Consider the following 25,910-nt stretch of genomic DNA (forward strand, 5'->3'; position numbering starts at 1 on the left):
CGCCCCACCGATCCCCCTCGTACACCGAAACGAACGGACTTCCCGGTGCCCGCACGCCCCCGCATGACGCCCCTGCCCCTCACCCCTGCCCAAGTCCGAGTTCTCTCCAAGATCGCCGAGGGGAAGACCGCCGATCAGATCGCCGCCGAGCTCAGCATCACGGCCGGCACCGTCAGCGTGCAGCTGACCAGCATCGGCCGGAAGCTCGGCGTGAGCGGGCGCGCCGCTCTCGTCCACGCCGGCTACCTCACCAAACAGCTCCCCCAGCCTTCGCGGGAGACCTTCGGCGGCGAGTTCACTGGCATCGAGATGCAGACCTGGCGGCTCGTCGCGTCCGGCGCGAAGCTGCAGCGTGCGGCTGACGCGAGCCAGGTCTCTCGGGATGCCGCACGCGAGCGGGTCAAGGTCCTGCGACGACGTGTGGGCGCTGCCAACGACGCGCAGCTGGTGACGTTGGGCTGGTGTTACGGGGTGGTCGACGACTCGCTGACCGACATGGCATCTGGCGTGCTCATCGCAGTTCCAGTGAGTGGATGACGTGCCAGCGGTAGGCCCGGCCTTCGCGGCGGAGTTCGACGAGCTGCACCCGCTGGACGGGCACGTCCACCCCGTCGAGGGAGCGCAGGGGCCGCACGGCGTCACGGACGATGTCAGCGGGCATGGGGCGGTTGCAGTACGCGAGACCAAGATGCGGACGAAGAATCGACGTCGGCTTGCGCGGCGGCAACCCCGACTCGACACCGGCTGCGGCGAGAGTCGCGTGGAGCTGGATGACGGGGGGCCAGGGGGCGACGCTGTAGCGGATCGCACCGCGGGACGCTGTGAGCGGCACCGCCCGCATGGTGAATGCCTTCGGGCGGGCTTTGTGCGCTGCGGCGACCAGGCGGTCGAGTTGCCCGGAGCCGATCTCGCCGACGTGGCCGATGCGGCCCAGTGTCAGGTGCAGGCCCTCCTCGTTGATGTCGTCGAAGCCGAGGTGGCGGAGAGCCTTCTGGCAATGGCGTGCATGGTCGATGAGCGGGAACGCGTCGGGGAAGGTCAACATCCAGTAGTAGGCGCGAGTGGAAGGCGTCCAGCCGGGCCGGTCCCAGTGGTTGGCCATCTCCTCGACATTGCCGAAGGCGGCCCATTCGTGGTTGGCGATCGCCGACGCGTCACTGGTATCGGGTGGAGGGGTGGGAGGGAACGCGCCCGGGTCGGCCGTGAGCTGCATCCGATGTCCCTCTCCTCTGCTCCGTCAGGCGTGCCATCTTGGCAGATTTCGCCAGGTCTCTTGTCTGCGGGGCGGACTGCCAGGTCCGTAAAGCATCGCCGTACTCGCGTACGGCGGGCAGGTCCCGCCAGTCCTCGGCACGGGCATGGAGTTCGCCGGCCCGCTGCACCACGGAGCGGATCGGTGGTCCGCCCCCGGCTTCAAGGACCTGGCGGCCAAGAACCATGGCGTGCTCAACGTCCGGGCGCGGGCCCGTGAGCAGTGCGGTGGCCACGTCTAAGCGGACCAGGGCTTGGCTCCAGGCGGAGTCAGACTCCTCGACGAGTTCGTCGATCTGGTCTGCGTAGGCGAGCACCCGTGGCGCGTTGCCGAGCGCGACATGGACGGTCGCAGCGTTGGCCAGCGTGCGGGCCCTCCCGTACGGCTCGAAGGAGATACAGGAAGTCAGCCCCATGGGCACGGCGTGCCGACTGCTCAGCTCCTCGGCCGCTGCTATCGCGCGCTCGGCACCGGAGCGGTCGCTGAGCTTACCCAGGGCCCGAGCGCGCCCATTGGACTGGAGCCGGATGGCTTGCGGGTGGTGGGGGTCGATCGCGAGCCCTGCGTCAGCCCACTGAACCGCCTGGTCGTAGCGGCCCGCGTAGTAGGCGTTGAGTGACCGTGTTCCGTACGTCCACATGATCAGTTCATGGTCGGCGATCGCCTTCGCCAGTTCTTCGGCCTCCTTGCAGTACGCCTCGGCCACTGCTTCGCGGCCGGCGTTGACGGCCATGTAGCCCAGCAGGCCGGAGGATTGGGCGGCCAGCCGGAACAGGGCTTCGCGCTGGCGCGGCGGCTGCTGCCCGTCCAGCAACTGCTGGACGAAGTTGCGCAGGTCGACGGCTTCGGGAGCCAGGTGGTTGGGGCCTTCGGCTTCGTAGCGGTCGACGAGTTCCGCTACGCCTTGCTCCAGGACAGCGACGGTCGCGGGATCGGTGTTGGAGGTGGTGGTGGTGTTCAGCCTCTTTGCGATCCCCAGAGGGCTCTCCCACGCCGGGGCCGGTACCAACGTGGAGTACGGGCCGGATGCCGGGAGGTGGCCCTGGGCTGTGGATCCTGGCATGGAGAGCGGCGCAACGTGCGGGGGAACACCCAGTCGCTCAAGAAGCGGGATGATCTTGTCGATGTTGGCCAGTCGCCGCGCACCGGACTCGAGCATGGACAGGAACGACTGGCTCAGCCCCGTGATCGCCGACATGTCTTCCTGGCGCAGGGAGGCGATCTGCCTGATCAGCCGGAAGACTGTGCCGAAGTCCCAGTTGGCCAGGGCCACGGTCACAGCCGGGTTCTCCCACACGTGAGCCGGCACCCTCAACGGAGCTCTGGGCTCGTTGTCGGCGGCTCGGGTGCACACCGCGCATCGCACGTCGGTGTTGTACCGGCTCAGCGGATTGCCGCACCGGGCACATCGGCGATCTCCCTCATCTGCCACAGCTATCTCCCATCAGGGCAGAGATCCTCCTCCAGGAGCATGGCTGGGCGCCATCACCTCAGTGATATCACCGGGCGGATGTGCGAACGCGGGCCTACCGCAACACCCTTGGCAGCCCATCAGCATAAAGGGAAGACAAGCATCGAGACGGCCTACGACGGTGGGGGATCGGTTCGTTCAGAAATCGCTGAGGTCGATTTTCAGTGGCGGTCGGCGAGCTACACACCAACGGCACGCCACCATGTGTAAATTCGCGATCACACACGGTGGCGCGAGTTGGTCTCGTACACGGGAGGAATCACCACTGTGACTGACATGCCCGAGACGGTCCACCGCTTGGTGGCGTCGGTGACCAGAAGCTTCCGCATCGTCGCAGATCATTCATCGGCCGGTGACGGACGGCCCGTCGTCTGGGAGGTCGAAGGCCCGGACGGGCACCGGTGGTTCGCCAAGCTCCATTCCGGGCCCAAGATGCATCGGCGTGAAGTAGACGCCTACCAGCGCGGGTGGACTACGGCACTCGGGACGGGTCGAGCCGCCACTCTGATGGCCGTCGACGGTGAGGCGCACGCCATCGTGACCACCGCCGTCTCCGGCCGCACCGTTCACAGTCTCCGCCTGGACTCGACGGAGGAGCAGGAGGTGTACCGCCAAGCCGGTCTGCTCCTCGCCCGGTTGCACACTGCCGGGGTAGGCGGGACCGTGTCACCCGCGGGCGACAGGAGTTGGGGTGAGGACGTCGAGAAGATGCTCGCCAGCGCCGCGCTACACCTGACGGCAAATGACGTGGCGATGCTCCGTGCCCTCACCACGGACGCTCCACCCGACCTGCCGGTCCTGGTCTCGCACGCCGACTTCATGCCCAGAAACTGGCTGTGGGACGAAGGTGAACGGCTCCTGCGCCTCATCGACTTCGAGCGGGCCTGCGTGGAATCCCCGGCGCGCCGTGACCTGTCCCGCCTGGGCTACCGCATCCTGCGCGGCCGGCCGGACTTGGAAGAGGCGCTCTTCCAAGGCTATGGGCGCACACTCACCGACGATGAGCGCCGGGCCTGCTCCGCGTACGCCGCACTCGATGCGGTGAGCGCCCTGCACTGGGGCCTTGAGCACCGCGACGTTAAATCCGTCGACGAAGCCCACACCATGCTGCGGCACCTCCAGGCCGAGCATGCATCGCATATCCGGAGGGAGACGAGCGGATGAGCGCGTTCACCGGTACAACAGACCACTCCCGGCAGCCCCGACCAGGCATCCCCGATGAGCTCGTCACGCTGCTCAACCAGGCTCCGTACACCGGCCCCCGCCTCGTCACCGAAGCCCTGGTGGACCAGTTCGACGACATCACCGCGCCCGACCTCTTCGCCGACAGAGGCGCCACTACCGACGCGGCCCTGCCCGACTCGAGCCCCGGCAGCACGCTCACGGAGGACACCGCGTTCACAGTGCTCGCCACACGCCGCCTTTCCTCCCGGGGAAGCCGTGACCGGCGTGGATAGCGCGGGCCGGGACGAAGAACTAGCGGCCGATGTGCTGGCCGAGCGGTATGAGGTGGCGGCCGAGACGGTCGAACTGGTGCCGATGGGCACGGACACCATCAACCGGCGGATCTTGTTGGCCGATGGCCGACGGCTGTTCGTCAAGGAGTACGCGTCGATTGCCGACCTGGACGCAGCGCGTTCGGCTTGGGACATGTCGGAGTACTGCCGGGCCGCGCAGCTTCCCGTGCCGCGGGTGTGGCCCGACCGGGACGGCAACTTGGTCACCCTGGCCGAGGGCAGCGCGTGGGCCGTGGCCGACGAGGCGCCGGGCCGGGTGGCCGCTGGGGCGATGACGGTGGCGCGCGCTGAGCACATCGGCATGGTGTTGGGGCGCATGCACCGGGTCTTGGCCGCGTACCCGTTGCCGAAGCGCGTACAGCCCTCGAGGTGGCGGACCGGCTCCGTCGAGGACGCCCTGAGGAAATGCGACACCGTACTCGACACGGCGCGTCGCCAAGAGCACGACCATCCGGCTCTGTTGAGTGCTCAGATCGGCCAGCGACGTGCGGATCTAAGCACCCACGTCAGCCGACTTCGGGACGGGCTGCCCACAGAGTTGATAGAACAGGCCCTGCATGCAGACTTCACCCGTCCCAATGTGCTCGTCCTCACCGATGTCGTCACCGGTGTCATCGACTTTCGCAGCGCAAGATCCTTGCCTGCCTGGGAGTTGGGACGGGCGGCATTCGACCCTCGCACCGTCGCCATCAGCGACCGGTGGCGCGAGTGCGTACAGGCGATGGTCGCCGCGTATCGCTCGGAGAATCCCAGCCTGCCGCTGGCCGATGTACTGGCGTGCGCGCGCATCTCCCTTCTCTACATGCTGTTCAGCTTCTACGGCGCGACCACTTACGAGTACGAACTGCCTGCGGAGGCCGAAGAGGACCTGAAGCGGCACTGGCAGGAGCGGCAGACCAGCATCCGCCACCTCCTCGACAGCCTGGACGACATCGAAGACGCACTCAAGACGTCGACCAACCGGCGCGGGGGACGCTGATGAGCGACGCCCCGCCGTCCACTCCCCCGCGACTGGCCGACGACCCGGCGTTCCACAACACCTACTTCGTGGTCATCGCTGCCCCGTTCCTCATGCTGTGGTTCTCGCCCATCCGTGCCATGCGCTCCATGCCCGCAGGAACACAGGTCCGCGCCTCAACACAGGGAACCGCGTGAACGCTGTGCACACTTTCGAGATTCTGCCCGCAGAGACACCCGACGGGGCAAGCCCCAGCGCCGCCCAACTGATCGACTTCACTGAGGGGATTGACCATGCTGCTTAAGGTATTGATCCAGAACACGGGTCGCGGGGGTCTCAAGACCGGCACGGGCATCCCGCAGGATCGCTGGCCGCTCCTGGCCGAGCGCATCAGCGCCGCGCAGGCCGACGTGGCCTTGCTGCAGGAGCTGGAGGGCTGGCCGGCCGACGGGCGCCGACAGACGGTGCGGGCCGAGCACGACCTGGACATGGATGTGCTCCTCGCACCGTCACGCAGCGGCCTGGGCACCGGTGCGCTCTACCGGCGCACGACCCTTGGCCGGTACGCGTACTGGAACGCTGACTACGCGAAGGACGAGACCCATCATGGGCTCGGCACGGCGGGGTTCAACATCCCGGGCCTTCCTGACCCGCTCGCCGTCACCTCGTTGCACTGCACCCCGTACTCGGTCGACAAGGCCATCATCGAGGTGGACTTCGCTGCCTCGCGCAGCTACAAGCTCGGGCCGTACGCGATCATCGGCGGTGACGTGAACTACCCGCCACAGGAAGGGCCCGAGCCCGACTACGTCGAGATGCGCCCGTACAACCTCGGCTCGCGGACCGTCCTGACCGATCCCGCAGAGAAGGCGGCACCCCGTCCGGATCGCCGCGTGGCGTGGAAGCTGCATGCCAACGGATTCCGCGACGCCGCCTGGGAGCTGTACCAGCGCACCAAGGACGCGGCGCTCCTCGCGCCGACGGGAACCGATGACCGGATCGACCAGATCTGGGTCAGCGCCCCGCTCGTCCCCGCCCTCGTCGCCTACACCCTTCTGGATACGCCCGAAGACGCCAGCGACCACCACGGCGCGATGATCACCCTCGACACCGACTTGATCGACACCACCACCCCGTGGACCTACCGGTGACACAACTCTGAGCCCGCGCGAACACAGCAACGGCTGCCCCCTCCGAGATCCGCACCGTACGCGAAACCCACTACCTGCTGGAGGCACTCGCATGAAGGACTTCTGGAGCTCCCATCAGTGGCCAGCCGGTGAACGGCGCGCCCACTGGCACCTGTTGTTCCAGGGCGAGGCAGACGTCCACCGGTTCGCTCACGCCCATGACGATCTCCTAGCCCGCTATCCGGAGCTGACCCGGGTTCCGGTGGAGTGGCTGCACACCACCTTGGAGTCCATCGGCCCGCTCACTGCCGAGCAGTCCACCGCGGTGGGCGAAGCTGGCCGGACCGCACTCACTGGTATACAGCCGTTCGACATCGAGATCGGCCCGGTGCACGCGATCCACAACGGCGTCGTGGTCGACCTCTACCCCGAGGAGAATCTCTCCGCCGTGTACTGGGCTCTGCGCAAAGCAACGGAGAGCGTCATCGGCCCCGATGCGTTGCCGCCGGCCCCGGACCGGTTTTGGCCCCATCTCTCCCTCGCGTACTCGAACTCTCAGTGGAATGACGACGACCTCAAGCGCGCCCTCGCCAAGGAAGTGCGGCCGGCGCGCGCACGCATGACGGTCGAGAGGATCATGCTCGTCGACCAGCAGCAGGACTGGCGGCGCCTGTATTCGTGGACACCGATCACCACCATTCCTCTTGGCCCTGCCCTGCCGGAAACCACCGACCCTAGAGGAGCGTCATGAAGAAAATCGTGCCGATCTTCGCGGGACAGTCGTGGCCGGACGGCGGTTCCGTCGGGCTTCCGATCCCAGCTCACGCTGCTTGGGGGGCATGTCGCGCGTGATCGGACAGATTTCGGTAAGTCTCCGTCGTACAGACGGGAAGATCGATGCGGATCGGGCCTGGCTGGGGACGAGCGTCGATGTGCTCCAGCCTTCAGTACCGTGGCGTACCGTCCGTTGGCGGGACGGGCAGAAGCACTACTCGGGTACGTACTGGTCCTCCACAATGTGGGCGCATGGGCTCGCGGTGCCCGCTGGGGAACCCTCTGGGACCCCCAGGTCCTCTGATAGGGGTAGGGGTCAATAGCGCCGAGTGAGAGGCGAGGGGATGCGGAACCGCAGGGACGAGGCGTTCACGGCCTTCATGGCCGCACGCTACAGTTCGCTCCTTCGCACCGCCACGCTACTCACCGGCGGGCGCCCGCGGGCCGAGGACTTGGCGCAGGAGGCGCTCCTTCGCACATACCGGGCCTGGCACCGGATCGGACGGCTCGAGGCCGCCGAGGCCTACACCCGCACCACCATGGTGCGGCTCCTGGTCAAGGACCGGCGTCGGCGCTGGCACACCGAGATCCCTGCCGAGCGCCTGCCGGAGCTCCCGGGTCCTGGACACGAGGAGCAGGTGGCGACCGCGGTTGCCGTACGCGAACTCCTGCGCACCATCCCCCCGGCGCAACGGGCCGTGCTCGTGCTGCGCTTCTACCACCAGTTCACCGAGCGGGAGATCGCCGATGTGCTCGGCTGCTCGCCCGGCACGGTCAAGAGCCGGGCCGCCCGCGCCCTTGCCACACTGCGTGCCGAAGGGTTCTCCACCACCTCGGTACCCGACCGGGCGATCCGGGAGAGGGGTCACGCCGATGACTGACAAGCAGCTTCCGGAGAACGAGCGGGTACGCCTGCTGCTCATGTCCGCCGCCGAACCGGAGGGCCGGATCGCCCCACCGGGTACGGCCTTCACCGCCCGTGCCCGCCGCTCGCTTCTGCGCCGCCGCCTCGCTGTGACGACGGCCGCGCTTGCGGCAGGCGCCGCCGCGGTGGCCGGGACACTGTTCGTCGGGGGTGCGACCGGGAATGACGAGCCGCCTCCGGCCGCGTCCGCGGAGTGTCTGCACGACGCGGTGCAGAAGATCAAGGAACGCCAGGGGCAGGGCTACCGTCCGGTGTACGGCACCCTGCGCGAGGGCCGGATCCGGATGGACGACGGGGTCACCAAGAGCTCGGCGTTCCGCTTCGACGTCGACGGCGCCCTTGCCGACGGCACCGGAGTCCCGTCTACCGGACCGGTCCACGTCTGGTACCCGACGGCCGAGGTCCAACTCCCCTCCCCCGGACGCTATGTACTCCTCCTCGACCGCGCGGACCGCCCCGACAGCAAGGGCGCACCCCTCTTCCATCTGGCTCCGGAGCAGGCGCTGCCCCTCAGCGCCGACGGTCGCGTCCAACTGCGGTGTGCCGACGGCAGCACGGGCTCGGTGCCGCAGGACCGGCTGCGCGCCGCCGTGAACGGGGCATGACCCCGGCCACCGCGACGCGCGCCCTCATTCCGGGACAGCTCAGGTACGGAAGTACCAGAACTTCTCACCGCCGCTGTGCTCCGCGATGATCTCGCTGAGCGGCCGGTTGAGCGTGTCCGTGCTGTGGTAGCTCATCTTCGGCATCCAGTCCGGAGTGAAGTCCGTGACCATCATGGTGTGCCCTGGCTGCCCCGGGTCGCTGTAGCCGAAGATCTCGAACTGGACCACATCCGCGATCCCGAGGCCGGCGGGACCGGACAGCGCATATACCCGCTCGGACTCGTCGCGCGCGAACCGCTGCCAGTTGGGCGCTCCGCCCCAGGTGTAGCTGTGCTTCGGAAACGGCCACGGGTTGCCCGTGTACCACCAGGCCGAGTCGCTCCGGTACCAGCCGAGCACCCGCTCCCAGCCGCCGGCCTTCAGCGCCTGCGAGACGAAGTTGGTGCAGTCGTTCGTGTCCCTGATGTAGGGGACGTTGTCCTTCGGCACGGGCTTGGCGTACTTGGTGGCGAAGTTCACCATCGCCGTGTAGTCGTACGCGGCCAGCGGTCGGGCACCCTCACCCTTCGGGCCGGCACCCCGCTCACGGCTCGACTGCTGCTTCTGCGCCGGGTCGGTCAGCTTCTTCTCGCCGTTCGCGGCCCCGGCCCGCAGCTCCTTGGCCGCCTTCTGCGCGGCGCTCAGCTCGGTGGGGTCGAGCTTGTTCGGTGTGGCCAGGTCCGCCGGACCGTCCTGGGTGGAGATCTTGGCGAGGGCCCAGCCGCCGTCGGCCCGTACGAAGGACAGCTCGTGCCGCACGGTGTAGCTGTACGGCGCGTCCTTGCTGCCGGCGAAGGTGTACTCCGTGTGCTCCAGCACGCCGATCCGCGCGGTGTCCCCCTCGGTGCGGGCCTTGCCGACCGGGGTGAGCTCTGTATCGACGGCCGAATAGCGCACGCCCGCAAGGTCATTGATGCTCTGCAGTTGCTCGCGCGCCTCCATACGGTTGTCCCGTGTGGCGCGGAACGTGTCGGCGACCTTGAGGCTCTCAGCCTTGCGGGTGGCAGCCGCCGGGCCGCCCTCCACCGTGATCGCGTTCTCACCGGCGAAGTAGGTCTTCGCGGATTCGAGCAGTGCCGATTCCTCGGCGGCCGGCGCGGCCTGCGCCGGGCTGATCGTGAGAAGTGTTGCGGCTAATCCCGTGACGGCCGCGGCGATCGCAGCCCGCCCCGCCCCTGTCCGGATGATCATTCGTTGTCCCCTGTCTCGTATGCCTTCCCCGTACGCGGCGCCTGCGCAACGGGAGTTGATGACGTACGTCGAGTGGTCGGGGCCGACGCTAGCGGCACGAGGAGGGCCTTGATGCGCACTCGTCAAAGTTGGGCCGAAAAGCGCCGGGGAGCGGAGGTCCGTTGGCGCGGCAGGAGCCAGAGCAGCATTTCCGGCAGTCGGCCCGGTTGGGGTGGCCAGGGGGCGGGGGTTTTGCGGCCCACGGTGGCTCCGGCGTCCTTGAGGACTGCATCGGGGGCGCATACCGTGGACAGCAGTCCGGTGAAGAAGCCCTGGAATTGGGCGTGCTGGGCGTACAGGGCTTCGTCGGTCGGTTCCGGCGGCTCGCCGTTTTGTACGGCGGCGCGGTCGTAGTCCTGCTGGGTCGTCCTGACCGCGTCGAGGAGCGTCTCGCCGGTAAGGAACAGCGTGGTCTTGGTCAGGTCGCGGAACCCGCGTGTGCGGTCCCCCTGGTCGTCGATGAGCATCAACTCACCACCGGTGGCGTTCTTGTTGTCGTCCAGGCAAGCGAGGACCAGGCGGACGGTCTCCCCATCCGGGATCAGGAGGCCTATCCCGGGGACCGGCAGGATCTGGGGCAGCTCGGTGGGAACACGGTCGCCGGACAGGTGCGGGCGCCAGAATTTGGGAAGGATAGCGTGGCGGCCGCCGCTGCGCCACGCCCCAAGGGCCGCGATACGCGGGCTGTCCCACAACGCCTGGTCCACGGGCACCTGGAACTGGGTCACGAGCCAGGCGGCCACCCGGGTGGCCGGCACCCAGCACCACGGCTTCCACTTTCCCTGCTCGCGGGCCCGCAACTCCTCCAGCTGCTCGAACAGGCCCGGGTAGGTCTGGAACACCTCCATTTCGAGCCGGTGCCAGTACCCGGCGGCCTCACGGTAAAGGCGCGCGAGGTCACGTCCCTGCGCGTCCAGCTGGTGATCGAGTTCGGGATCGAACACCCCGTGGGAGACGGTCCGGGGCGTGACGCTCCACGAGTCGAGGCCGCCGATCTCCCCGGCGTGGTACTTCTCGCGGACCTGTGCGCTCTGCGCTGCGGCGTGGGCGATGACGGCCTGGCGGACATCGTCGGCGGACGGGGCGGTGGCGACCTGGACACTACGGTGCCTGGCCTTCTGCGCGGCCAGGGCGCGGCCGACGGAGGGGTGTGGCCGCTGCTCGGACACGTCGGCAAGGTGTCCGGACAGTACGTACCAGGCGGCGACGACCGCCCGCAAGGGCGCCGCCGAGCTCTCCAGGTCCGATGACACCTCAGCGTGCCAGAGGCGGCTGTCCACGATCGGTGCAAACGGCAGGTGCAGATCAAAGTCGGGGGCCAGCGGCACCTGGCGGCCGGTCCGTGTCATCACGGGAGGACCGGATGCATCCGCCACAAACCACCACGTCAGATGGACACCCGGGCCGAAGCCTTCCAAGGGCGGGCCCCAGGTCGCCGCGATCATCGGTGCTTCGCCGAGGTCGTGGAGCGGGGCTGCGGCGACGAGCATGCCGGACGGGGCGGGCAATATCTCTTCGGTGAACGGCAGCGGGATCGAGCGATCCGCGGCGACGGCCCGGACCGCGGCCACCACCGGGATATCGAGCCCGTAGGTGGTGCCGCCGGCCACCCGGCGCTCCTCCGCCTTCAGCGACTGTTCGACCTGCCGTGCGCGGGGCAGCGTTCCCCATGCTGCGGGCATGACGAACGTGGCCCCCTCTGCGAGCAGATCGCTCCACAGCTCTCGGCTCAGCGAAGAGCGCAGGAAGGTCAGCGTGGTGGACCGCAGGGAGGCGGCCTGGTCGGCGAGCGGATGCGCAGGCATGCCCAGGACCTTAGACCTCCCCCAGAGGCCCCGGGCGAGCACGGCCACGCCTCTCCCCGCGGCGGACGATCGTCCGGCAACTACGGTGGCGTCATCTGAGCCCACCAAAACGGCTTGCACTGGCCGCAGTTCGTGAAGCTGGGAAATCGCGAGGACGGTTTGAAGTGGCTCCACCTGACAGCGGTCGCGAAGCTGAAGCCGTCTACCTGTCCCGTGTGTTGAAGGTTAAGGACGGCCTCTCCAGGTGATCGGCGACCGGCTGCACGGTGCCGTCATCGTGGACTGGTCAGTTCGCGTTGCCGAGGACATCACCCGCTGCCGTGCGGAAGCTCTTCACGGCCTGGTAGAGGAGGTGCTGCCGCTCGGTGCCCAGAGCGCCGTCCGTTGCCTTGCGGGAAGCTTCGCTTGCGTGCGCGTTGCGCACCATCCGCCGCATGACCTCTGAGAGGTCGCCGGATGCGTGGGCCACCTGCTCGGCTGCTTCCACCACGGAGGAAGGGCCTTCAAGTACGACGATCTCGACGGCCCGGTGGACCTCCCGCGCCAGCGTGACGAAGCGTTGAACCTTGTCGTCGACATCTCGCAGGTCAGGGGTGTCCGGCTGGAGTGCATCGAAGACCGCGTCCATAGCAATGTCGCGGTCGTGAAGCGCGCCGAGGTAATTCGCGTAGGCGTCCCTACGGTGTTGCCTGCGCCACTGGCCGAACTGCGAGCGAGCCGACGCACGCCCGTTCACCATCGCCGCGCCGAGGGTGGCGAGGGAGCCTACGGCGGCGCCGAGAAGTGCGGCGAGTCCAGCATCCATGATCCCATTCTGTCGCCCCTTCGATCCGCTGGCAGTCAGGTCCGCGACCTCGCCACAGTCCAGAAAGGCACGCTCGCAATGATCACGTGACTGAGCGAGTGCGGGCACGTGTGCTCGGCCGTGACAAGCCCGGCCCTGACGTCCGATGTAATTGGCGGCGCTTCAGCAACGGGCACAGAAGACAATGGACAAGCGACCCGAGCGTTCCGGTGTACAAGGGTGCGGCTCTTCGAGCGGTGGCGAACCGTGTGGACGTGTCGGGCTGCGGCGACCATGAACTTGTTCTGGCGGGGAGTACATCGCGGGTGGGAGCATACCTGAGGTGCCATTGCGGCTGTGTGTCCTGGTTGTTAGCCTCGGATCGATCTTCGTGTGTATGGCCGAGTGGTCAACTATGTTTCGTTGCGGGGGAGATGACCATGGCGCGGCTTTGGGAAGCTGATTCGGGTGCGGGGTTTGTTCGTCGTCTGGGGCGGTCCCCGCAGGAGTTGGGGATCACGAGCGCGACGGAGAGTTGCCCGGATATATGGGAAATGGCCAATGGTGATGTTGCGGTGATTGGTCGAGATGTCACGTCGGAGGTGGCCGAGCGTCTTCCCGCCGGGGTATCGATAGGTGCGGACGAGCGGTTGGTTCTCATCCCGCGGAGCCTGATCGTCGCGGCCAAGCCGGACATTCCTGATGCATGAGCCGATACGTGATGCCGGTGAGGCCGCCGAGGTCCCCGGTGGCCGTACTGGCATCGGTGCTCTCACTGTGCTTCCTGCCGATGAGCGCGGCTCCTTCCTGCCTCTGGGGGGCTACCTGAAGGCGTTTCGGGAGGACTACGCCCGCCCCGAGGTGTCTGTGGTCGACAAGTTGGAGTGTGGCCAGGTTTTCCAAGAGCCGGGCTTCCCCTCCTGGGAGGCGGTGGACAAGGGTGCGTGGCGCGAGTCCCTCGCCCTTCTTGCTGAGGAGCACCCCGCGATGGGGCGGCAGTTCGCTGATGCCGAGCAGCGCGGGCTGCGACTGCGGCGTGTCCGCTATGTCGAGATTCCGCCGTCGGATTACGTGCTGTGGGAGATGGCTGTGCTTCGGCAGCGTGCTGAGCTGGGCGAGCAGATCCGTGTAGTGGTCGGCGAGAGCCGACCTGGCAAACTGGCACCCCCCCCCGATGGTTTTCCGAACTGGTCTTTCTCGGGACGTACTCGCTCTTTGAGCTGAGGTACAAGCCTGACGGTGTGCTTGCTGGCGCTTACCGGCACACTGATCCGGCACTGATCGATGCTTGCCGGTCCGACTTCGAGCAGTTGTACGCCGCCGGTGAGGACTTCTCGGTCTTTCATGCCCGCGAGACGGAGCCGTTGCTGCGCGCCCGGTGTGCGGAGGCTGCGGAATGACTTCGCCACCCGAGCCTTCTACGGCACCACGCACCGTGGTCCGGAAACGGTCCTGGTACCGGTCCCGGGCGTTCGTGCTGGCCCTGTCCGTACTCGCTCTGGTCGCCTCGCTCGGTCTCGTCTATGTCTCTCCGCTCGCCCTGCCTGCGCTGGACCGCGGAAGTGAACACGACTGGAAGCGGATCAGTGAGATCGGCCAGACGTACGGGGCGGTGTCGGCCCTGCTGTCCGCACTGGCCGTGCTCGGCGTTGTCGCGTCTTTGGTGTTGCAGGCCCGCGAGGCGAAGGCTGCCCGGGTGCAGAACACGCGGATCATGCACATCGACTTGGCCAAGACCGCCATGGAGAACCCTCAGTACCTCGACTGCTGGGGAGGCCCGGACGCCACCCGCAGTGTCCTGCTACGCCAGCAGCACATGTACGTCAACCTTGTCGTCTCGCACTGGGAGATGGCGTTCGAGGTCGGGGATCTCACCGATCAATGGGTGGCCGCCGGGGCGGACGAGATCTTTGCCGGCGAGATCGGCCGCACGTTCTGGGCACGCTCACGCACCGGCCGCATCGCGACGGCCGCCACCCGGCGCTCCCGGCTCCTGCACCAGATCATTGACGGACGCTACGAGATTGCGCTCCGCACGCCGCCTCGCATTGCGCCGGCCCTCCCCGACCACGGCGTCCCGGGCGTCACCCCGCCGCGAGTGGTGTCAGATATCGAGTAGTGGTCCGGCGTGACTGACCGCCAACGATCGCGTCGTTGAGTGCCTGAAGAACCGGCGGCTGTAGCGCGAGGCGTCAGCCGGAATCCCACGCCTCGGCAAGTGGCACCCTTCGTGTGGTCGAGAGGGTCAGCGGGCCTTCTCGTACGCCTCCTTGACCGGCGCCGGCACGCGTCCGCGGTCACTGACGTCGTAGCCGTTCTCCTTCGCCCAGCGGCGGATAGCAGCCGCGTCGTCCGTGTTGCTGGTCGTCTTGCGGGCCTGCTGCTTGCCTGCTGTTCCGCCGCGAACCCTTCGGGCACCTGTCGCGTGAAGGTAGGGGCTCAGGGCTTCGAGGAGGGCATCGTAGTTCTTGTCCGTGAGATCGATTTCGACCCCAGCGCCGTCGATAAGAACGCTGTGTGTGGAGATTTCCGCCGACTCTTCGCCGGTCAAATCGTCCACATATGTCGTGACTATTTTTTGGGCCATGCTCGAATGATATGGCGGCTGGAAAGGGCGAGAAGCCAGACATCACCGCACATTGGAAGGGGCCAGGCCTACGCTGCGACCGGGCTGTCCCACGCGTCGGGCGCCTGCCCTTGCCGCGGTCGGAGCATGCTTCGCACACCTAGGCTCCAGAACATGAGCACGTACCTGAAGCCCCAACGCGTTCGGATCGCGGCCCGCCCGGATGAACCCGCGGTCATTGAGATCGATGGACACGATGTCGCATCGGCGGTGGAGGCGTATCGGATCACGCAGACCGTCGACGAGGGCCCCGAGGTCACTCTGTACGTACAGCAGGGTTGGCAGGGTGTGGAGTTCGACGGGCTGGCTGAGGTGACGGCGGAACCCGCCGACCTTCGGCACGTCGTGGTCGGCTTCCTGGAGTCTGTGGACTGGCGGCAGCTCGATGAAGCCGTCCTTGGCCGTGGGGATCTCGACGGGAAGCCGGGTGAGCTGACCCGGGGGGTGCTGGCGCAGCTGACGGAGTGGGCGAAGCGTGCTTGATCAGTCCGGGATAGCCCGGTTCGCCGAACAGCATCTGATGCCGGACAAGGTGAAGGCCACTCGGGGCACCGGTGACGACGTCTTCGACTCGTCGACGGGTGACCTGATACCTGCCGATCCCGTGCAGGTGTATGCGGGCGCCGCTGGACTGTACGGGCACCAGGAGCGCATCCGAGGAAAGGGCGACCCCAGCGGTGCGTGGGTAGAGGAAGCACTGGCCGGCTATCGGATGCTGTTGCCGCTGGCTGCGCCGGAGGTGTGGGAGAACGACATGGTGCTGGTCGTGGAGGCCCGGGACGAGCAGGCGGTGGGCCGTACGTACCGGGTGACGGCGCTCGGCGAAGTGTCGTCGTTCCCCGTCGTTCGCACCGTGTGGTTGGAGGAGCACAACCGGAAGACGTCGGCGCCGTGAGCGGCGGGGCGTTCACGGACCCGGCGGCGCTCGCCAAAACCTTGGATCGGAGTGCCGTGGCCGCCATGGCAGCAGCGGAGGTGGCGATGCATCACGGTGCGAAGGCGCTGTTGGTGCAGGTGCAGCGCCACGCCTCGGGCAGGCCGGGGCCGCGTGCGATCACCGGTCGGTATCGGGCGTCGTGGCGTACGGAGGTTCACCGTGCTGGGCCGGTGGTGGTCGGTGAGGTTGGTACGGGTGCGCCGCAGGGCAGGCGGTTGGAGTTCGGGTTCGTCGGCGTCGACAGTTTGGGGCGTCATTACAACCAGCCGCCGTTCCCGCACCTGGGGATGGCTGTCGAGCAGGCCGGGCCCGCACTTGTGCGGGAGATTGGCCAGGCCGTGGGGAGGGCCCTGTGAGCGCGCTGACTGAGGAATTGGAAGCTGCTTTGGCGGAGGTCCTGGCCGATAACGAGCGGGGGATGCTCGCTCGCGCCGTGGTGGTCGCAGAGGTGCTGGATGAAGACGGCGAGCGGACATTGTCCGTCCTGACGACACCAGATCTTCCGGAATGGGACGCGCTGGGCATGTGCCGCTATGGGGTGCTGTCCATCGAGGGACCTGCGGGGGCTCACTTCACTGGGGACGGCGAATGATCGACCGCGCTTCCATGTCTGCCGCTGTACGGACTATGACCGCCCGGGCGACGGAGCGGCCGTGCGGGCTCGGGAGCCTGCCCCTCGTGGACGGCAAGCCCGCCGCAGTGCCGTACACGGTGTTGTACCCGCAGGGAGGGCTGGTCGATGGGGCGCCGCTGGCCGACGCGTCGGAGGATGCTCATCTCGTCTACCAGGTGACCGTCGTTGCTGGCCGTACGGATCAGGCGGAGTGGCTGGCTGACCGCGTACGACGAGCCTTCCTCGACCGGGAGTCGGCCAACGGCTGGGAGCATCCGATCACGGCGCACGGCATCGAAGTGTGGTCGCGCGAGCTGATGGCTGACGAGGGCCCTGATCACTCAATGGCGAGCGAAGGTGTGGTGACATCCATCCAGCGATATCAGCTCGATGTCTCGTCGACGCCCCTGTAGTACTCCGGCCAGATTTTGGTGTTTCCGCTGTTCGGGGGCGCGGAGGACGCCTCCCAGCTACGGACCGGAAACGCACCAAGAGCCATGGCCACCTGGCGCAACCTCGCCCTCGGCGCCCTCCGCACCACCGGACACCATGCGATCGGCGCCGCGCTGCCGCGCAAGGCCCGCGACGCCACCCGCCGCCTCAAGATCCTCGCCATCCCATGAGCAAAAACAGGGCATTCCGACTTTATGCCAAATCCCTGCGTATGGGGCGAGCACCTATTCGCCGTGTGTAATTATCCGCCCTTCCGGCAACACGTTTGGGGAAGGGACAGGCTTCTTGCTGAATGGCTTCAGGGCGACGTAGAAGATCACTTCGATGATCTTGAACAGCATCAACCAAGCAGTCAAGATGAAGAACGGTACCGCCAGGAAGATAAATGACGGCAGGATTACGCAAGTCCAGGACATAAGCTGCGTGGGCCTTGTGTAGCTTAGGCGTCCACCAGCGCGCACAGCAGCCCACATCATCCAGCGGCGCACAAACGGAACCTTCAACTCCAGCATGGCAACGCGGAAGACATGGTCGGCCTCAGACCGGTTTACGGTCGGCTCTTCTTTGATTAGCCAATCATGGAGGATGGCCGCCTGGGTGTACCTGCCGTACGTTTGGAAAAGCCATACGAAGTGGCGTGGCACTGAAGCCAGATCCGTTTCAAATCCGGTAGGGACTACATATCTTCCCTGACTGCCTTGGTACTCAAGGTCCGTAACGAGTTGCCAGAATTTATCGTCGACCTGCTTGATTGATACCTCGCTGAAGACTTCCTGCACCGAGGGGACAGCGGAGACCGCCATAGCGAACATCGCCTTCAGTCAAGCCAGGAGCTGGCCGAGCCTGTCGAGTCCATTTTCCCCCTACCCAGATGCTTGCGCATCTGGGTAGGGCAGTGAACAGTCTTCCCGTGCCAACGGGATGCAGCAGGCGTAGAGTTGCATGCTCGTGAGCGGCCGGCAACGGTCGATAGATGCTGCGCCGCTGCCAATCGCGTCGCTACGGAGACATCCCACTGCGGCGAGTCCTCACCGGCCATCTGAGGCTGCACTTCTTTCCAGCAGAGTGCACTGAGCGCACTGTGCCATAGGCCTCATGGCGCGCTCCGCTGCCGCCGCCCATGCCACCTCTCGGACGACGGTATCGTAATCTACGTGCAGCGGTTCGGGCTCGCCTTTTCTGGCTGAGCTCCGCTCGCATCCTCACCGCGGAGGCCCCGCGCGGACGCCCACCCGAATCCGGGATGGGCCGGTTCCCCGACACGTCGTCGAGGGACGGGGCCACCCCAATTCGCGCGTCTGGCTGCCGTCCCGGAATCGGACAGTAGACCTTGCAGGTAAAGAAGTATTCGCGGCGCGGCGTTACCCGTGTCCTGTGGCTGAAGGCGGTCGCCGATTCGGGCCATGTGCCGACCCGTCCGGAGCTGACCGCCGGCACCGACCTCACCAATACGATCGCGGCGATCGACGGCTGGTCGTTGTCGAACCAGGCGATCGAGACTCCCGACCTGGGCAGCACCTTCGAGTCGAAGATCCCCGGAACCGACCAAGCGGACGACTCATCCCTCGGGTTCTACGAGGACAAGGTCTCGGACGAGATCGAGCAGCTACTGAAGAAGGACGACACGGGCTGGGTGGTCTTCCTCCGTAAAGGAGACGTGCCGGCCTCCCGGTCCATGGACATTTTCCCAGTGCGGATCGGCTCGCGCTCGCCGAACTACTCGACGGACAACGAGGCCGCGAAGTTCACCGTGAACTTCTCGATCACGGAGAAGCCGACGCAGGATGCGGAGATCCCGGCTGCGGGCATCCCGCCGAAGATCGAGAAGTAGCCCGGCCGACCCTGATCTGCCCGGCCGGGCCTGCGCGCGTTGCAGCGCCACCCCCTCCGTTCCGGCGCTCCGCCGCACGGTTCCGGCCGGGCTCCCCACCTGTTCCCCCTTTTGCGCCTCTGTGTGGAGTCCTGCATGTCCAGCACCACCCGCCCCACCCCTGCACCGCCCGCGAACGCCGCTGCCCGTGACGCGCATTGGGCGCGGAAGCTTGCCCGTCTTCGTGCCCGGCAGCTGCCGGAGCACACCCTGCAGATCTGTGACGACATGGCGGCGAAGAAGCGCCTGGACCAGGTGAAGGTGGAGGTGGCCCGCTGCCGTATGGCGGACGCGGAGGCCGAGCGCACCAACAGTGCAGAGACGGAGCGCGCGGAGCACGAGCTCATGGTGGTTCAGGCCGCGTTCGACACAGTCTCGCTGTCGCTGACGTTCAAGGCTCTGCCCCGGCCGGTGCTGGATGGGCTGATCAAGCGGTTCCCGCCGACGGAGGAGCAGGCCGAGGATGGCGACGCCTGGAACCCTGAGACGTTCCCTGCCTCTCTGATCGCGGCCGCGCACATCGAGCGTGATGACGCCGGCCAGGGTGTCGACGGGATGACCGAGGACGACGCGCAGGATCTGCTGGACAGTTGGCCGGTCGCGGAGTCCAATGCCCTGTTTGCCGCCGCGTGGCAGGCGCAGCAGATCGTCCGGACGAGCACTGTGGAGCTGGGAAAAGGCTGATCGCGGACGTACAGTTCCGCGCTGAGCTGGAGCTGTGCGACCGGTACCGGATTCCGCATTCGCTGTTCATGGGTGCGGGTGAAGGTCGTTGGTCGGAGGCGGACCGGGCGAAGGCGCTGGCGTACGACGCGTACCGGTCCAGTGTGTGCACGAACTGCGGGACTCGGGCTGCGGAGTGGGACGAGGCCCAGGGTGGTGACCGGTACGCGTTCGTCACTACCACGGTGCGGTGCGTGGGCTGTGAGCTGATCAGTGCCGAGCAGGACCAGGTCCCGGACGGGGCTGACGGGTACGGGGTGCGGGTCGGCCTCGTTTCGCGTGGGCGGTGGGAGCAGCACCAGGGGCAGAGCCGGAAGGGGCGCGGGGAGTAAGGGCACCGTCAGGTGTCGAACTACACGCTCAGTGTGCAGATGCGCGCCGACGCGTCTCGCCTCCTCTCGGGGGTTCGGCAGGCGTCCCGTGCTGTCCGCTCATTGGGCCGGGATGTCAGTGGTCTGAATCGGCAGCTGGGGCAGATCGGCTCCGGTGCGCGCGGTGCAGGCTCTGGGCTGCGCACCTTGGGGCGGCATGCCGATGGTGCCCGGGCTGGTCTGCGCCGTGTCGGTGCGGACGGGCATGCCTCGATGCGGCAGTTGCAGCATGGGCTGTTGGGTGCCCGGCAGGAGGCGCACCATCTGCGGGGTCTGCTGGTGGGCGGCGGCATTGTCGCCGGGCTCGTGGAGATCGCCAAGGAGGGCAACGAGTACCAGCGCGCCATCAATAAATGGGGTGCGGTCACCGGCGCTTCGGGCCAGGAGATGGTGCAGGCCTCGGCGAAGGCCCGCCAGCTCGGCGCCGACCTGAACATCCCCGGCACGTCCGCAGCGAAGGCTGCGGACGCGATGCTGGAGCTGGCCAAGGCGGGCCAGACCAGTACGTCATCGATCACGAATGCCCGGGCTGCGATGCAGCTCGCCGCAGCCGACAACCTGTCGGCTGCCGATGCTTCCCGGTATCTCGGTGACGTGATGGACCAGTTCGGTCTTTCGTCGAACAATGCGGGCCGGGCTGCTGATGTTCTCGCGGCGTCTGCGAATGCTGCCTCTGGTGGGTTGCAGGACATCTACTACGCGATGTCCTACACCGGGCCCGTTGCGGCCCAGTTGGGTATTTCGATCGAGGACACCTCGGCGGCGGTCGCAATGCTGGCCCGCTCGGGCATCCTCGGCTCCAAAGCAGGAACGTCCCTGCGCGGCATGCTCACGAACCTGGCCAAGCCGACTGCGAATATGCGCAGGGGCTTGGCGGATCTCGGCATTGAAGCGTGGGACACCCGCGGGAATTTCAAGGGCCTGCGCACAGTGATCGACGGGTTCGAGAAGGCCCAGCACCGGATGTCGCAGAGGGACTTCCTCGGGTCGCTCGCGAACGTTGTCGGCAAGCCTGCGCTGGCCGGTGCTGCGGCCTTGGCGCATCAGGGTGTCGAGAGCTTCGACCAGATGCACACGGCGATCGGCCGTACGGGTGCGGCGAGTGAGATCGCCGCCTCGCAGACCAAGGGTCTGGCGGGTGCGGTCACCCAGTTGAAGACGCAGGCCAAGAACACCGGTCAGGTGCTCTACACCGCGGTGTCCCCGGCGCTGGAGAAGGGTGCTCGGCTTCTCACCGCGGGTCTGGGTTCGGCCACCCCCTTCGTCGCCGGAGCGTTGGACTATTTGCACGACCTGTACACGCTGGCCGCGCCCGGGGTGTCGGCTGCGGCGGAGGCCGGGCTGCGCGGGTTGACCGACGCGTTCAGCGGACTTGGCCAGCCGGTGAAGGACGTGGCGTTCGGCGGCGCCGCCGCCGCGCTGAATGTGCTCGTCAACGGCGGCCGCGCGCTGATGGAGATCCTGCGCAACGTCGGCTCCGCTGTCTCCCCGGTCGCGAAGGCTATCGGGGACATCGGAGACGAGGCGGATGCCGGGGCGACGGACCTGGACATGATCGTCACCGCACTGAATCTCGTCTCTGGTGCGGCTGGCACAGCCTCCACGGTCCTCATACCTATCGGCCATGTCGTCGCCGCCCTTGTGCGCGGTTTCGGCGCGCTGCCGGGGCCGGTCCAGACGGCGGTCGCGGCGATGTTCCTGGCCCGCTTGGTCACCCCGATGATGCTGAACCTGGGCCGCACGATCGCGGGCCCGGTCGTCGGCGCGTTCCGGTCGCTCGGCGGCCAGATGCGGGTCCAGGGCCACCTCGCCGCTGCCTCTGGTCAGTCGATCGGCCGTGTGGGGCAGGCTCTCGCCGTCCTTCAGACGCGCATCCCGGTCGTCGGGCAGATGACTGCTGCATTCCGCAGCGCGTCCGGGCCAGTCTCGGGCCTGACCCGGTCCATTGGTGTGGGCCTGGGTGGTGCTGCCCGTGGGCTGATGGGTGCGCTCGGTGGCCCGTGGGGTGTCGCTGTCGCTGCTGCTGGTGTGGGCCTGTCGATGCTCGCCTCCCACCAGCAGAAAGCGGCCCAGGCGACGGCCGAGCACCAGTCGAGGGTCAGCACCCTCACCCAGGCGTTGCGGGAGTCCAACGGTGCGGTCACCGACAGCGTCCGTGTCGCAGCCGCTCAGTCGATCATGGACACCAAGGTTCATGACGGCAAGAAGCGCCTGGTCGATGTCATGGCCGACGCGGGCGTCTCCATGCGTGAGCTCACCGACTCCTACCTCGGGCAGGGGAAGTCGTTGGGGGCTCTGCAGTCCGAGTTGAACGCCACCGCCGACACCAGTCGGCATGCGGTCAGGGGTGGCGGAGTCGCGTACAGCGACTTCGGCCAGAAGGCGAAGAGCGCCGCTGATGCGCTCGGTTCGGTCAAGGGCGAGATGTCCGAGGCTGCTAAGGACGCGAAGAACCTCGCTGATGCCACGGGTACTGGGGGCAGGTCCGCGGCCGATTCGGTGGGTCCGTTCGGGAAGTTCTCCGACGCGATGCGCCGGCTCTCGGACACGACGGGGGACGCCGACACCCGGGCTCGCGCTCTGCACGACGCGCTCAATGTCCTGGCAGGCGGGTCAGTGAACCTGTCGGCGGCCGAAGCACGGCTCAACCGGTCTGTGTCCGACGCTGCTGAGTCGTTGAAGGGCGGCATTAGCCAGTCCGACGGGTTCGGTAAGTCCCTGCTGAACATGGACGGTTCGCTGTCCACTGTCACCCGCAATGGGCAGAAGCTGTACGACCTGCTCCAGGGGCTGTCCACGAACTCCTCGGAGGCTGCGCTGGCGGCGTACCAGTATGCGGAGGCGAACGGGAAGACGGTCCCGGAGGCGCTGAAGGCCGCCCAGTCGCAGATGGAGACGGCCCGCGAGTCGGCCATCGCCACCGCCGAGGGCTACGGGCTGGGGGCGGAGCAGGCCGGGAAGCTCGCCGACGCCGCCGGGCTGGTTCCCTCCCAGGTGTCGATCCTGCTTCAGACGGCCGGCATGGACGAGTCGATGGCGGAGTTGATTGCCGTCCAGCAGGCGCTGAAGGCCACTCCGGACAACAAGACCGTCACCATCGCCACCCTCAGCAACGAGGCCCGCGAGGACCTGAAGAACCTTGGCTTCGACATTGAGGACCTCAAGGACCGGCGTGTCCAGGTCACCGCCCCGACTGGCATGGCGCGCACCGATCTGGACGCGCTGATTGCGAAGATCGGCCAGACCCCGGGCGGGAAGCACGTCAACGTCACTGCGGCGACGGCGGCGACGATCGGCGGCCTCGAAGCGGTCAAGCAGAAGATCGCCAGCGTCCCGGGCGGTAAGACCGTCACGATGAGCGCACCCACCGGGGGCGCTCGCGCCCAACTGGAGGCCCTCGGGTTCAAAGTTCACGACGTACCGGGCAGCAAGAACGTCACGGTGACGGTGCCGACTGGCACGGCGACGGGCAACGTATCGGCGATCCAGGGCGCCATCAACGGGCTGCAAGGCAAGTCGGTGACGGTCTCCATCTTCAGGAGCGAGGTCTACCAAATAACCCGGCAGCCGGGCCCGTGGGCCGACGGCTACGTCTTCCCGAAGGCTGACGGGGGCATCGTCACGTACGCCGACGGCGGTGTGCGTCAGGAGAACCACATTGCGCAGATCGCCAAGGGCGGCGATTGGCGTGTGTGGGCGGAGGACGAAACTTTCGGGGAGGCATATATACCTTTCGCGTCGAGCAAGAGGGCTCGTTCCAAGCTGATTTTGGATCAAGTGGCCAGCCGCTTCGGCGGCTCCGTCACCTACAACGCCTCCGGCGGGCTGTCCGACTGGTCGTACCAACCGGTGAACACCCCGGGCCTGTCCGTGTCGAATGTCGTCTCGAAGTCGCAGCGCAAGGGCAAGGGCGGCAGCGAGCACTTCGACCTGAAGCTGTTCGAGAGGAACCTCCGCAAGTCCTCGCGTACGGCGGCGGCTTGGCGCAAGGACCTGGCGACGGTTTCGCGTCGCGCGGGTGCGGACGTCGCGAAGGCCCTGGAGGAGATGGGTGAGGAAGGGGTCTCTCTCACCCGCAAGATGGCCCGCGGCTCCGGCCAGTACATCAAGGACATGGGGGCGCAGCTGACCAAGCTCGCCGGCACCACCCGCGTGTCGCTCGGCGCCTACACGGGCCAGTTGCGGAAGGCGGTGAAAGACAACGCCGCCTTCCAGAAGAACCTGGCCAAGCTCTCGGACGGCGGGTACGGGGCTCTTGCTCAGCGGCTGGCAGCGCAGGGTGACGAGAATGCCGAGGTCCTGGCCGGGCAGGCAGTGAAGGACCGCAAGACGGCGAAGAAAGCCAACGACGCTTCGAAGGCCGCGGGCAGGCTCCTGGACGGCGATCAGCTCACCGATCTGCTGAAGATCATCGGGGCGCTCGCCAAGAACAAGGGCATCCACGATGTCTCCGGCTCCACGGGCATAGACGAGGACCGGCTGATCGAGATCAGCAACCTCGGCAAGCAGCAGATCAAGGGCACCGGCAGTAAGGCGAATCGTTTCCTTGCCGATCTGGTGAAGGCCAATGCGGGGCACGCGTATGCCAACGGCGGCATCTGGGAGCCCGGCGTCTACTCCTCTTCCTCCTCGGACGGGCTGATCAAGTTCGCCGAGAAGGAGACGGGCTCCGAGTCGTACATCCCGCACGCCCCGGCGAAACGTGGCCGCGCGACCGCTGTCCTGGCCGAGACCGCTGACCGCTTCGGCTATTCCATCGCCCCGCGCCGTCTCGTCGATGCCGCCGATGGCCGCTCCCGCATCGTCGTCGTCCACCAGGCTCCCGCGATCGGCAGCCAGACCATTCATGTCGCCCAGAGCCCGGCATCGGCGAACGACATCGCCTCCGCCGTCTCGTACCAGATGCGCCGCGCCAAGCGCGGAGGAGTCCTTCGATGAGCGCCCCCGAACTCACGGACTGGCAGCTGGACTTCGGCGGCATCGTCCTCGGCCATGCCACCAGCATCCCGATAGCGGAAGTCGAAGGACTCGGCCGGGCAGGGGTACGCGGCGAGCTGGTCGAGCAGCCGGGTGCCGATGGTGCGTGGCTGGCACCGGACTGGTACGAGGCCCGCACCCTGCGCATCGACTGCGCGATCAAGACTCCGGGGGATCCGGCCGCGGCGCGGCAGGTCCTCGCCGGCCTCCAGCAGGTCGGCGACACCAGGCAAGTCCGTACGGTCGGTGGGGCGGTGATGCCGCTGCGCATCAAGTGGCCCGGCTCCCCCGTCCGTGTCCTGTTCGGGCGGCTGCGGAAGCTCGACCCCACATGGGCTGAGGCGGCGCACGGCTGGGTGCCCCTCGACCTTGAGTTCGTGGCCCCGGATCCGCGCTACTACGCCGACTTCGAGCAGCAGGCGCAGCTGCGGCTGGGCTGGCTGTCGGGCGGCGGCTTCACCGCCCCTGTTCAGGCCCCCCTCCGGGTCTCCAGCGGCCAACCGTCCGGGCAGACCCGTCCCGGTTGGGTGACCAATGGCGGGACCACCGACGCCCATCCGGTGATCACCGTGCACGGGCCGTGCGCGAACCCCGTCATCACGCATATCGAAACCGGCCGCTCCGTGAACCTGCCGGTCACGCTCGCTGCCGGCCAGTGGGTCCGGATCGACACCCGGCCCGGTCGCATCACGGTGACCCGTGAGAACGGCGGCAGCGCGCCCACCACGTCCCGGCTGGACACGTTCGTGCTGCCGCCCGGGCGCAGCGAGATCCGCTGGACCGCATCCGACCCCACCGCGACCGCGCGCCTCACCGTGGCGTGGCGCGACGCCTACATCGCTCTCTGACC

The 25,910-nt window shown here is 67.3% G+C and carries 32 protein-coding genes; 24 read left to right on the plus strand and 8 right to left on the minus strand.

Features of this window, described 5'->3' with window-relative positions:
* The first annotated feature begins 45 nt into the window (after positions 1-45).
* Positions 46-537, plus strand: coding sequence for a helix-turn-helix domain-containing protein (locus tag ABCR94_RS00190; protein ID WP_347116884.1), 492 nt, complete (start codon positions 46-48; stop codon positions 535-537).
* Here ABCR94_RS00190 and ABCR94_RS00195 read toward each other — a convergent pair.
* Both ABCR94_RS00195 and ABCR94_RS00200 read right to left on the minus strand, forming a co-directional pair.
* The gene (locus tag ABCR94_RS00195; RefSeq protein ID WP_347116885.1) at positions 512-1,213 is read right to left on the minus strand and encodes a 2'-5' RNA ligase family protein; all 702 of its coding nucleotides are present in this window, start codon (positions 1,211-1,213) and stop codon (positions 512-514) included. The two genes, ABCR94_RS00190 and ABCR94_RS00195, sit on opposite strands and share 26 nt — an antisense overlap.
* Positions 1,155-2,531 carry an NsdA family TPR-like regulatory protein gene (locus tag ABCR94_RS00200; RefSeq protein ID WP_347116886.1) on the minus strand — a complete coding sequence of 459 codons (1,377 nt, stop codon included), beginning with the start codon at positions 2,529-2,531 and terminating at the stop codon, positions 1,155-1,157. The genes ABCR94_RS00195 and ABCR94_RS00200 overlap by 59 nt, the downstream gene beginning before the upstream one ends.
* A gap of 468 nt (positions 2,532-2,999) precedes the next feature.
* On the opposite strand from ABCR94_RS00200, the gene ABCR94_RS00205 reads away from it, so the two are divergent.
* The 8 genes from ABCR94_RS00205 (at position 3,000) to ABCR94_RS00240 (ending at position 8,632) form a co-directional block, all read left to right on the plus strand.
* Positions 3,000-3,887 (plus strand): phosphotransferase enzyme family protein, encoded by an 888-nt coding sequence (locus ABCR94_RS00205; RefSeq protein ID WP_347118398.1) that lies wholly within the window; start codon positions 3,000-3,002, stop codon positions 3,885-3,887.
* On the plus strand, positions 3,884-4,180 hold the full coding sequence (locus ABCR94_RS00210) for a hypothetical protein (protein ID WP_347116887.1): 297 nt from the start codon (positions 3,884-3,886) through the stop codon (positions 4,178-4,180). The genes ABCR94_RS00205 and ABCR94_RS00210 overlap by 4 nt, the downstream gene beginning before the upstream one ends.
* A complete protein-coding gene (locus ABCR94_RS00215) occupies positions 4,164-5,219 on the plus strand; it encodes a phosphotransferase enzyme family protein (protein WP_347116888.1) in 1,056 nt (351 codons plus the stop codon). The genes ABCR94_RS00210 and ABCR94_RS00215 overlap by 17 nt, the downstream gene beginning before the upstream one ends.
* A complete protein-coding gene (locus ABCR94_RS00220; RefSeq protein ID WP_347116889.1) occupies positions 5,219-5,395 on the plus strand; it encodes a hypothetical protein in 177 nt (58 codons plus the stop codon). Before ABCR94_RS00215 ends, ABCR94_RS00220 begins: the two co-directional genes overlap by 1 nt.
* 96 nt (positions 5,396-5,491) lie before the next feature.
* Positions 5,492-6,349 carry an endonuclease/exonuclease/phosphatase family protein gene (locus ABCR94_RS00225; RefSeq protein ID WP_347116890.1) on the plus strand — a complete coding sequence of 286 codons (858 nt, stop codon included), beginning with the start codon at positions 5,492-5,494 and terminating at the stop codon, positions 6,347-6,349.
* A 91-nt stretch (positions 6,350-6,440) separates the two neighbouring features.
* Positions 6,441-7,079: a 2'-5' RNA ligase family protein gene (locus tag ABCR94_RS00230; protein WP_347116891.1), complete on the plus strand. Its 639-nt coding sequence runs from the start codon at positions 6,441-6,443 to the stop codon at positions 7,077-7,079.
* 367 nt (positions 7,080-7,446) lie between these two features.
* Positions 7,447-7,983 carry a SigE family RNA polymerase sigma factor gene (locus tag ABCR94_RS00235; protein ID WP_347116892.1) on the plus strand — a complete coding sequence of 179 codons (537 nt, stop codon included), beginning with the start codon at positions 7,447-7,449 and terminating at the stop codon, positions 7,981-7,983.
* Positions 7,976-8,632, plus strand: coding sequence for a hypothetical protein (locus tag ABCR94_RS00240; RefSeq protein WP_347116894.1), 657 nt, complete (start codon positions 7,976-7,978; stop codon positions 8,630-8,632). Before ABCR94_RS00235 ends, ABCR94_RS00240 begins: the two co-directional genes overlap by 8 nt.
* Positions 8,633-8,671: 39 nt before the next feature.
* Here the strand turns inward: ABCR94_RS00240 and ABCR94_RS00245 are convergent, their stop codons facing one another.
* The 3 genes from ABCR94_RS00245 to ABCR94_RS00255 form a co-directional block, all read right to left on the minus strand.
* Complete coding sequence (locus ABCR94_RS00245) at positions 8,672-9,862, minus strand: amidase domain-containing protein (RefSeq protein ID WP_347116895.1); 1,191 nt, start codon at positions 9,860-9,862, stop codon at positions 8,672-8,674.
* A 122-nt stretch (positions 9,863-9,984) separates the two neighbouring features.
* Positions 9,985-11,706, minus strand: a complete 1,722-nt coding sequence (locus ABCR94_RS00250; protein WP_347116896.1) for a hypothetical protein — start codon at positions 11,704-11,706, stop codon at positions 9,985-9,987.
* Between the two features lie 286 nt (positions 11,707-11,992).
* Positions 11,993-12,511 carry a proline dehydrogenase gene (locus tag ABCR94_RS00255; protein ID WP_347116897.1) on the minus strand — a complete coding sequence of 173 codons (519 nt, stop codon included), beginning with the start codon at positions 12,509-12,511 and terminating at the stop codon, positions 11,993-11,995.
* A 419-nt stretch (positions 12,512-12,930) separates the two neighbouring features.
* Here ABCR94_RS00255 and ABCR94_RS00260 point away from each other — a divergent pair, with 419 nt between their 5' ends.
* The 4 genes from ABCR94_RS00260 to ABCR94_RS00275 are packed head-to-tail and all read left to right on the plus strand — an operon-like array spanning position 12,931 to position 14,609.
* On the plus strand, positions 12,931-13,200 hold the full coding sequence (locus tag ABCR94_RS00260) for a hypothetical protein (protein WP_347118399.1): 270 nt from the start codon (positions 12,931-12,933) through the stop codon (positions 13,198-13,200).
* Positions 13,193-13,714 carry a DUF6879 family protein gene (locus ABCR94_RS00265; protein WP_347116898.1) on the plus strand — a complete coding sequence of 174 codons (522 nt, stop codon included), beginning with the start codon at positions 13,193-13,195 and terminating at the stop codon, positions 13,712-13,714. The genes ABCR94_RS00260 and ABCR94_RS00265 overlap by 8 nt, the downstream gene beginning before the upstream one ends.
* A 17-nt stretch (positions 13,715-13,731) precedes the next feature.
* Complete coding sequence (locus ABCR94_RS00270) at positions 13,732-13,890, plus strand: hypothetical protein (RefSeq protein ID WP_347116899.1); 159 nt, start codon at positions 13,732-13,734, stop codon at positions 13,888-13,890.
* Complete coding sequence (locus tag ABCR94_RS00275; protein ID WP_347116900.1) at positions 13,887-14,609, plus strand: DUF6082 family protein; 723 nt, start codon at positions 13,887-13,889, stop codon at positions 14,607-14,609. The genes ABCR94_RS00270 and ABCR94_RS00275 overlap by 4 nt, the downstream gene beginning before the upstream one ends.
* Before the next feature lie 126 nt (positions 14,610-14,735).
* On the opposite strand, the gene ABCR94_RS00280 is transcribed toward ABCR94_RS00275, so the two are convergent.
* Entirely contained in the window at positions 14,736-15,077 is a 342-nt protein-coding gene (locus tag ABCR94_RS00280) for a histone-like nucleoid-structuring protein Lsr2 (protein ID WP_347116901.1), read from the minus strand.
* Positions 15,078-15,230: 153 nt separating this feature from the next.
* Between ABCR94_RS00280 and ABCR94_RS00285 the strand changes: the two genes are divergently transcribed.
* From ABCR94_RS00285 to ABCR94_RS00310, 6 genes are all read left to right on the plus strand, one after another.
* Positions 15,231-15,599 (plus strand): hypothetical protein, encoded by a 369-nt coding sequence (locus ABCR94_RS00285; RefSeq protein ID WP_347116902.1) that lies wholly within the window; start codon positions 15,231-15,233, stop codon positions 15,597-15,599.
* Positions 15,592-16,011 (plus strand): DUF6093 family protein, encoded by a 420-nt coding sequence (locus ABCR94_RS00290; RefSeq protein ID WP_347116903.1) that lies wholly within the window; start codon positions 15,592-15,594, stop codon positions 16,009-16,011. Before ABCR94_RS00285 ends, ABCR94_RS00290 begins: the two co-directional genes overlap by 8 nt.
* Complete coding sequence (locus ABCR94_RS00295) at positions 16,008-16,409, plus strand: HK97 gp10 family phage protein (RefSeq protein WP_347116904.1); 402 nt, start codon at positions 16,008-16,010, stop codon at positions 16,407-16,409. The genes ABCR94_RS00290 and ABCR94_RS00295 overlap by 4 nt, the downstream gene beginning before the upstream one ends.
* Positions 16,406-16,645 carry a hypothetical protein gene (locus ABCR94_RS00300; protein ID WP_347116905.1) on the plus strand — a complete coding sequence of 80 codons (240 nt, stop codon included), beginning with the start codon at positions 16,406-16,408 and terminating at the stop codon, positions 16,643-16,645. The genes ABCR94_RS00295 and ABCR94_RS00300 overlap by 4 nt, the downstream gene beginning before the upstream one ends.
* Before the next feature lie 86 nt (positions 16,646-16,731).
* The gene (locus ABCR94_RS00305) at positions 16,732-17,079 is read left to right on the plus strand and encodes a hypothetical protein (protein WP_347116906.1); all 348 of its coding nucleotides are present in this window, start codon (positions 16,732-16,734) and stop codon (positions 17,077-17,079) included.
* Positions 17,080-17,163: 84 nt separating this feature from the next.
* Positions 17,164-17,289, plus strand: coding sequence for a hypothetical protein (locus ABCR94_RS00310; protein WP_347116907.1), 126 nt, complete (start codon positions 17,164-17,166; stop codon positions 17,287-17,289).
* Positions 17,290-17,343: 54 nt separating this feature from the next.
* Here ABCR94_RS00310 and ABCR94_RS00315 read toward each other — a convergent pair whose 3' ends face one another.
* Positions 17,344-17,922, minus strand: a complete 579-nt coding sequence (locus tag ABCR94_RS00315; RefSeq protein ID WP_347116908.1) for a DUF1353 domain-containing protein — start codon at positions 17,920-17,922, stop codon at positions 17,344-17,346.
* A 527-nt stretch (positions 17,923-18,449) separates the two neighbouring features.
* On the opposite strand from ABCR94_RS00315, the gene ABCR94_RS00320 reads away from it, so the two are divergent.
* The 3 genes from ABCR94_RS00320 to ABCR94_RS00330 all read left to right on the plus strand — a co-directional run bounded on the left by ABCR94_RS00320 (position 18,450) and on the right by ABCR94_RS00330 (position 20,044).
* Complete coding sequence (locus ABCR94_RS00320) at positions 18,450-18,950, plus strand: phage tail tube protein (protein WP_347116909.1); 501 nt, start codon at positions 18,450-18,452, stop codon at positions 18,948-18,950.
* Between the two features lie 135 nt (positions 18,951-19,085).
* Positions 19,086-19,673 (plus strand): hypothetical protein, encoded by a 588-nt coding sequence (locus ABCR94_RS00325; RefSeq protein WP_347116910.1) that lies wholly within the window; start codon positions 19,086-19,088, stop codon positions 19,671-19,673.
* Positions 19,674-19,741: 68 nt separating this feature from the next.
* Positions 19,742-20,044, plus strand: coding sequence for a hypothetical protein (locus ABCR94_RS00330; RefSeq protein ID WP_347116911.1), 303 nt, complete (start codon positions 19,742-19,744; stop codon positions 20,042-20,044).
* A 99-nt stretch (positions 20,045-20,143) separates the two neighbouring features.
* Here ABCR94_RS00330 and ABCR94_RS00335 read toward each other — a convergent pair whose 3' ends face one another.
* Positions 20,144-20,314 (minus strand): hypothetical protein, encoded by a 171-nt coding sequence (locus tag ABCR94_RS00335; protein WP_347116912.1) that lies wholly within the window; start codon positions 20,312-20,314, stop codon positions 20,144-20,146.
* 6 nt (positions 20,315-20,320) lie between these two features.
* On the opposite strand from ABCR94_RS00335, the gene ABCR94_RS00340 reads away from it, so the two are divergent.
* Both ABCR94_RS00340 and ABCR94_RS00345 read left to right on the plus strand, forming a co-directional pair.
* Positions 20,321-25,021 carry a phage tail tape measure protein gene (locus ABCR94_RS00340; RefSeq protein WP_347116914.1) on the plus strand — a complete coding sequence of 1,567 codons (4,701 nt, stop codon included), beginning with the start codon at positions 20,321-20,323 and terminating at the stop codon, positions 25,019-25,021.
* Positions 25,018-25,908: a phage distal tail protein gene (locus ABCR94_RS00345; protein ID WP_347116915.1), complete on the plus strand. Its 891-nt coding sequence runs from the start codon at positions 25,018-25,020 to the stop codon at positions 25,906-25,908. Before ABCR94_RS00340 ends, ABCR94_RS00345 begins: the two co-directional genes overlap by 4 nt.
* The last annotated feature ends 2 nt before the right edge of the window (positions 25,909-25,910 follow it).

Origin of the sequence: Streptomyces changchenzhani (assembly GCF_039766235.1) — a bacterium.
Classification (GTDB): domain Bacteria; phylum Actinomycetota; class Actinomycetes; order Streptomycetales; family Streptomycetaceae; genus Streptomyces.